6 protein-coding genes and 1 pseudogene are annotated in these 6,829 nt (G+C 33.2%); all 7 read left to right on the top strand.

Translation table 11 applies throughout. The features are described 5' to 3' along the window. The first annotated feature begins 78 nt into the window (after positions 1-78). Positions 79-507, top strand: a complete 429-nt coding sequence (locus tag MV589_RS04160; RefSeq protein ID WP_297432343.1) for a hypothetical protein — start codon at positions 79-81, stop codon at positions 505-507. Between the two features lies 1 nt (position 508). Then, a complete protein-coding gene (flgK, locus tag MV589_RS04155; RefSeq protein WP_297432341.1) occupies positions 509-2,383 on the top strand; it encodes a flagellar hook-associated protein FlgK in 1,875 nt (624 codons plus the stop codon). A 3-nt stretch (positions 2,384-2,386) separates the two neighbouring features. Beyond that, a complete protein-coding gene (locus MV589_RS04150; RefSeq protein WP_297432339.1) occupies positions 2,387-3,184 on the top strand; it encodes an ABC transporter permease in 798 nt (265 codons plus the stop codon). A gap of 47 nt (positions 3,185-3,231) precedes the next feature. Continuing rightward, positions 3,232-3,801: an aminodeoxychorismate/anthranilate synthase component II gene (locus MV589_RS04145; protein WP_297432337.1), complete on the top strand. Its 570-nt coding sequence runs from the start codon at positions 3,232-3,234 to the stop codon at positions 3,799-3,801. Further along, the gene (locus MV589_RS04140) at positions 3,798-4,991 is read left to right on the top strand and encodes a glycosyltransferase family protein (protein ID WP_297432334.1); all 1,194 of its coding nucleotides are present in this window, start codon (positions 3,798-3,800) and stop codon (positions 4,989-4,991) included. Before MV589_RS04145 ends, MV589_RS04140 begins: the two co-directional genes overlap by 4 nt. Positions 4,992-5,078: 87 nt before the next feature. Further along, positions 5,079-6,410 (top strand): ATP citrate lyase citrate-binding domain-containing protein, encoded by a 1,332-nt coding sequence (locus tag MV589_RS04135; protein ID WP_297432332.1) that lies wholly within the window; start codon positions 5,079-5,081, stop codon positions 6,408-6,410. A 9-nt stretch (positions 6,411-6,419) separates the two neighbouring features. Beyond that, a pseudogene (locus MV589_RS04130) lies at positions 6,420-6,829 on the top strand (citrate/2-methylcitrate synthase); the annotation flags it as partial.

Here is a 6,829-nt window from a genome sequence, read left to right as displayed (position 1 = left end):
GTACAAAGTAGACTTGTCTGCCTTAGCAAATAAAATGGCTGATGAGTTGCTTTAGAGATAAAATAACAGGGGTGTAGTATGTTGACACATCATTTACAAAATACTTTAACGGATTTAGATGATTTGATACTGCTGACGCAGTCAGATATAAATGATATAAAAGTTGCACAACATGACCCTCAATTTGAAAGACTTTCAATCAAAGAAGAAAAAATTAAAAGTTTTGAAGCTAAGAAAGCGATGATAGATTATGAAATATCATCTTTGATGAGTACGCATCCTGACACAGAACTTCCACAACTTCTAAATGCACAACAACACCAACTTCTTGAAGAACTAAAAGTAAAACTCTCTGCACTTCGTGATGTAAATAAAGAGTATGCAAAACTTGTAGTGATTGTAAGTAATTTATACAATACTTTTTTAGAGCGTCTCGTGCCAACAGAGATGGATGGCTACAATAAAGTTGCATCAAAAGATTCTACAATTTTACAAGTAAGGGTTTAATATGGCTTCTATGTTTAATACTTTAAGTATAGGTTATAGTGGACTTAGTGCAGCACAGGTAGAAATTAATACCACTGGACACAATATTGCAAATGCTGAAACTGAGGGTTATACACGTCAAAGAGTAATGACCTCTGCGGCAACTCCTATTGCAATGCGTCCAGGGCAGGTAGGCAATGGCGTTGAAGTGCAAGATATAAAAAGAGTTTTTGATAATTTTGTTTTTGATAGATATAATGCAGTTTCTGCTGATAAAGAAAATAGTGATACACAAAGGCAAACTTTAGAAACATTATCTACCTACTTTCCTGAAATTGATGGTGTTGGTGTAAAAGCTGATATGCAAAAGTATTATGATTCTTGGCAAACTTTTGCAGATAATCCTGATAATGATTCTGTGAAAGTTGCCTTAGCAAAACAGAGTGAGACACTTGCTTCTCATATTAAAGAGACACAAACTAAGGTATTAGATTTACAAAAACAGACGAATGAACAAATAGCAGCTAATGTCAATCAGGTTAATGATTTGGCAAAACAGTTGGCTGATGTTAATTTATCTATAAATAATGCTGAAAATGGCGGTGGAAATAGTGCTAATGATTTACGTGATAAACGCAATGTTTTAGAGCGAAGTCTTTCAAAATTAATTGGTGCAAATGTAAATCAAGGACAACTAGAAGCAAATATTCAAGTAGATAGTAACTCTAATACAAGAACAGGAAGCTATACTTTAAGTGTAAATGGTTTTAATATTGTCGATGGAAATACATTTCATCCTCTGCATTTAGAGAATAAATCAAATAAATTTGGATTTTATGACATCTCTTATGAAAGACAAGATGGAACTTTAATACCGATGAATGAAGAGATAAAGGGTGGTAAAATAGGTGCGCTACTGAATTTACGTGGTGCTGCTCTTGATACAACAAGTGGTATGCCTGTTGATGGTACTCTTCAAAAAACGGTATCGGATTTGGATGCTTTTGCTAAAGGATTGATTGAAGGGACAAATAATTTATATGCTCAAAGTGCATCAACACATAAAGAATCAAATGGTGTAGAATTAAGTGATTCTACTCCGCTAGTAAATTCAAAGTTATCTATTAAACAGGGCTCTTTTGATGTTGTTGTTTATGATATAGATGGTAATGAGGTGGCATCGAGAAAAATTAATATAGATTCGACAACATCAATGTCTAATACCGATAATTCTATAAAAGCTCAAATTAAAGCAAATAAAGATGACAATGGGGATAATAATGCAACAAATGATATAGATGATTATATGGAATTTAATTATGATTCTGTTGGAAGTGGTGAAAATATTTTAGATTTGTCTGTAAATTCTGATGCTGCTTCAAAAGGATATACTTTTTCAATAAAAGATAACTACAGTGATGGTTCATTTAATTCTGGAACAAATTTTGCAGGAGCCCTAGGCTTAGGTAGATATTTTGATGGTAATAATGCACGTGATATTCAACTTAATGATACATTACGTAACAATCCAACTTTGGTACATGCCGGATACTCTTCAAGTGGTGGTGATAATAATTTAGCATTAGATATGACACAACAGCAGTTTGAAAAGTATGATTTTAATGTAGCTACGGAGACATATAATACAACTCTTTATGGAATGTTTGATACTACGAGTACTTTTGTTGGTGTCTCAACAAACTCTGCAGTATCGAGAAATGATACAGTAACTGCACAATTTAATGCAACAGAGATGGAGTATAACTCTGTTTCTAAAGTAAGTATAGATGAAGAGATGACAAATCTTATTAAATACCAAACCTCGTATGGTGCAGCAGCAAAAGTGATAACAACAGTAGATCAGATGATGCAGACTCTTTTGGGAATTAAACAGTAGGTCATGCCCATCTTTAGTATAGCTCTATTGCTATTTATTTTTATTTTCTCTTTTTTTGGCTCTTTTTTTTACACAGTCAGCTCCTATGCCTTAGATGCTCACTCCATACTTCTCTCTCCCTCATTCGCGCATCTTTTAGGAACAGACAGACTTGGACGAGATATTTTGGCACGTCTTATTGATGGCGGTCAGGTCTCATTAACCATTGGAGTTGGGAGTGCTTTTATTGCTTCTTTTGTAGGGTTTATTTATGGTTCATTAGCTGGTTATTTAAGAGGAGGTTTCGATAAGGTTTTTGTTGTAAGCGTGGATCTATTTCTAACTTTTCCAACCTTCTTTTTACTTTTGGCACTTGTAAGTTACGTAAATGCTTCTGTGTGGGTGCTTATAGTGATTATTTCCATAACAGGTTGGATGACTACAGCCCGCTTAATCCGTTCGGAGAGTTTTAAAATAACCTCGCAACCTTTTATAAAAATATTAAATATTGCAAAAGTCAATAAATTTAAAATATTGATGAAATATTATGCACCAATACTCGCTCCAATCTATTTTGTAAGTTTTACATTTGGCGTAGGTGGTGCAATACTTGCAGAGTCTTCTCTTAGTTTTTTAGGACTTGGAATTGTCGCACCACAAATGAGCTGGGGAACGATTCTTAGTGGCGGTAAAGGCGTTGTTGATATTGCTTGGTGGGTAAGCTTCTTTCCTGGACTTATGATATTTTTAGTAACTTTTTCACTTATAAATATTTCAAATTATCTGCAAACGCTTACAAATCGAAAAGAGTTGCAGAATTAGGTATAATGTGCCATTAGAACTTTTTTAGGATGAGAGGAATAAATAATATGATTTTGATGATAGATAATTATGATAGTTTTACTTACAATGTTGTGCAATATTGTCGTGAACTTGGTGCTGATTTAAAAATAATAAGAAATGATGAAATGAGTGTGGAAGAAATTGCAAATTTGCATCCTGAAAAAATTATTGTCTCACCCGGACCGGCTTCTCCTGATGAAGCTGGGATTACACTTGATGTGATTAGATATTTTAAAGATAAAGTTCCTATTTTAGGAATTTGCCTTGGACATCAAAGTATTGCACAGGTTTTTGGAGGAGATGTTGTTCGTGCAAAAAATATGATGCATGGAAAGACATCAATGATGAAACAAACGCAGCAGTGTGCTCTGTTTAAAGATATTCCTCAGAAATTTATTGCCACTCGTTATCACTCTCTTATTGTAGATAAAAATAGCTTACCAGAGATTATTGAACCGACTGCGTTTAGTATTGATGATGATGAAATTATGGCTCTAAAAATCAAAGATAAAGAGATTTATGGCGTGCAGTTTCATCCTGAATCTATCATGAGTGAATATGGTCATGAAATGATAGGAAATTTTTTAAAACTATGAGTTCAAAATTCATCTTTTTCTTACTTTTAGGATTAGATGCCCTTATTCTATTGCTTGAAACGGCTCATGTATCTATTTCATACAATGAGGCACTTTTATTGTATGGCAATAGATCTTTTTTACAAGAAATCACTAAATTTTTTATACATATTTTTGGAGAAAATGATATAGGACTGCGTTTAGCGATGATACTGTTTCATCTTGGAAGTGTAGTACTACTTTATAACATATCAAAAAGATACCTTAAATCCTCGAGAAACAGATTATGGCTCATTCTAATATTTATTTTACTTCCTGGTGTAATTAGTGCGGCATTGGTAGTAAACCATGCAGGTCTACTTATTTTTGGACTTTTATTATATATCTATTTAAGCGATAAATTAAAAGAGATATATATTGCACCATTATTACTCGTTTTTGCACTACTTGATCCTGGTTTTTCCTACCTATTCTTGGGATTAATGGTCTACTATTTCTTTGAAAAAAATAGATGGATGTTTCTTTATAATATACTACTGTATTTTGTATCCATTAGTATTTACAATATTAAAATTTATGGTTCACCAAGCGGGCACTTTTTAGATATAATGGGGCTGTATAGTGCTATATTTACGCCTATTGTTTTCATCTATATTTTTTATGTACTTTATAAACGTTTTTTGACAAAGAAAATTGATAAAATATGGTATATCTCTACAACAGCGCTACTAATTTCTTTGATTCTCTCTTTTAGACAAAGAGTAGACATTGAAGTATTTGCTCCTTATCTGATTATATCTTTGCCTTTAGCTGCCCAAAGTTTTGTTTCATCTTATCGCGTCAGAGTAAAAGAATTTAGAAAAAAATACAAAATTATTTTTGTTATATCATTGATATTCTTAGTACTAAACGCAGTCGTTGTGTTTTTTAATAAAGAACTTTATCGTGTTTTAGATAATCCAAAAAAACATTTTGCTTATGATATGCATGTAGCAAAAGAGTTGGCAACTTACTTAAAATCACACAATATTAATTGTGTAAAAACAAATTATAAAATGCAACTAAGATTAAAATTTTATGGTGTAAATGAGTGTGATAATATAGGCTTAAAAGAGCTCTCTTTACGTAAAGGAAAAGATGCTGATGTAACTATTCGTTACAATAATATAGCAGTATATAAAGCTGATGTTACTAAAATAAACAATAGATAAATCTATTTAATATGAAATATAAACAAAAGATATTTATTAAAAAGTTTATGCTACAATGCTCCTCAAATATCAAAATAGGGAGTTTCTATGGCTCAAAAAGCGATACGTGAATACGACGGTAAAGCACTTTTTTCTAAACAATGGGAAAAATATTTTAGTGGATTCCATTATGGGTTCAAATCTGTTCTTGTAACAAGTGGAGCAGAACTTTTAGCAAAAGCTGAAGAACATGGCTTTGAATGGTTAAAACAAGAACCATTAGTTGCAAAACCAGATATGTTATTTGGTAAGCGCGGTAAAAATGATTTGGTACTATTTAAAACAAATAAGCCAGGTGATGTAACTTTAGCTGATGCAGCAAAATGGATTGATGAGAAAATTTCTCATCCTACAACACTTCTTTCAGGACAGCATGGTACTTTGACACACTTTATTGTTGAGCCATTTACTCCACACTCTCAAGAACAAGAGTACTACATTTCTGCTACTTGTGTTGGTGAAGATGATGTACTTTACATGTCTGCTGAAGGTGGAATGGAAGTTGAAGATGGTTGGGATGAAAAAGTTAATGAAGTAGTAATTCCTATTGATATGACAGATGCCGATATTGAACATGAAATTAAAGCTAATATACCTGCAGATATTCCAGCAGAGAATAGAGCACAATTTGAAGCATTTGCATTCTCATTTTTTAGATTTTATAGAGATATGAACTTTGCATATTTAGAAATTAACCCGATTGTTATGCTTGAAGGTAATAATATGGCTATTCTTGACCTTGTTGCTCGTCTTGATGATACTGCAGGTTTTATGATGAAAGATGTATGGGGAGATATTGAGTATCCAACTGCATTTGGTATGGAAGATCAATCTCCAGAAGAAAAAGCAATTGCTGAAGCTGATAGTAAATCAGGTGCTTCACTAAAACTTACTATTCTTAACCCAATGGGTAGAGTTTGGACTATGGTTGCCGGTGGTGGTGCTTCTGTTGTTTACGCAGACACTATTGCTGATTTTGCTGAAGCGAATGGTGGTTCTATTGCTGATCTTGCAAACTATGGTGAGTATTCAGGTGGACCAACTACTGGTGAAACTAAATTCTATGCAGACACTATTATCGATTTGATGACTCGTCATGAAGATCCAAAAGGTCAAGATAAGATTTTAATCATTGGTGGAGCTATTGCAAACTTTACAGATGTAGCAAAAACTTTTACAGGTATTATTCAATCATTTGAAGAAAATGCTGAAAAGATTAAAGCACATAACACAAAAATTTATGTTCGTCGTGGTGGACCAAACTATGAAAAAGGTTTGAAAGATATTAAAGAAGCTGCGGATAGACTTGGACTTTACATTGAAGTGTACGGACCAGACACACACGTTACTGACATCGTTAGAATGGCATTAGAGAAGTAAGGGGCTAAAATGGAAAAATTATACACTAGAGATACACAAGCGATTTTTTGGAACAACAATAAAACTGCTATTCAAAGAATGTTAGATTATGATTATACGATTAAAAGAGATACTCCTTCTGTTGCAGCAATCGTTGCTCCAACAAGTGGAAATAAATTTGAAAAATTCTTTTGGGGTCCAGATGAAATAATGGTTCCTCTTTACAAATGTACTGCGGATGCAAAAAAAGATCATCCAAATGCTGACGTTCTTTTAAACTTTGGTTCTTTTAGAACTGCTTATGATGTAACTGTGGAAGCTGTAGAGCTTGGTGGATTTAAATCTATCATGGTTACTGCTGAAGGTATTCCTGAAAGACTTGCAAGAAAAATGAATAACACAGCTCGTAAAGCTGGTGTTACAGTAATCGGACCAGCTAC

This window comes from Sulfurimonas sp. (assembly GCF_026991475.1).
GTDB lineage: Bacteria > Campylobacterota > Campylobacteria > Campylobacterales > Sulfurimonadaceae > Sulfurimonas.
Note: the sequence above shows the minus strand (reverse complement) of the source record. Positions and strands in the feature narration are given on the sequence as shown.

What these genes read in the sequence shown, in the direction of transcription:
- MV589_RS04160 (WP_297432343.1), top strand. Translation starts at nt 79, where the DNA reads ATGTTGACACATCATTTACAAAATACTTTAACGGATTTAGATGATTTG.
- flgK (WP_297432341.1), top strand. Translation starts at nt 509, where the DNA reads ATGGCTTCTATGTTTAATACTTTAAGTATAGGTTATAGTGGACTTAGT.
- MV589_RS04150 (WP_297432339.1), top strand. Translation starts at nt 2,387, where the DNA reads ATGCCCATCTTTAGTATAGCTCTATTGCTATTTATTTTTATTTTCTCT.
- MV589_RS04145 (WP_297432337.1), top strand. Translation starts at nt 3,232, where the DNA reads ATGATTTTGATGATAGATAATTATGATAGTTTTACTTACAATGTTGTG.
- MV589_RS04140 (WP_297432334.1), top strand. Translation starts at nt 3,798, where the DNA reads ATGAGTTCAAAATTCATCTTTTTCTTACTTTTAGGATTAGATGCCCTT.
- MV589_RS04135 (WP_297432332.1), top strand. Translation starts at nt 5,079, where the DNA reads ATGGCTCAAAAAGCGATACGTGAATACGACGGTAAAGCACTTTTTTCT.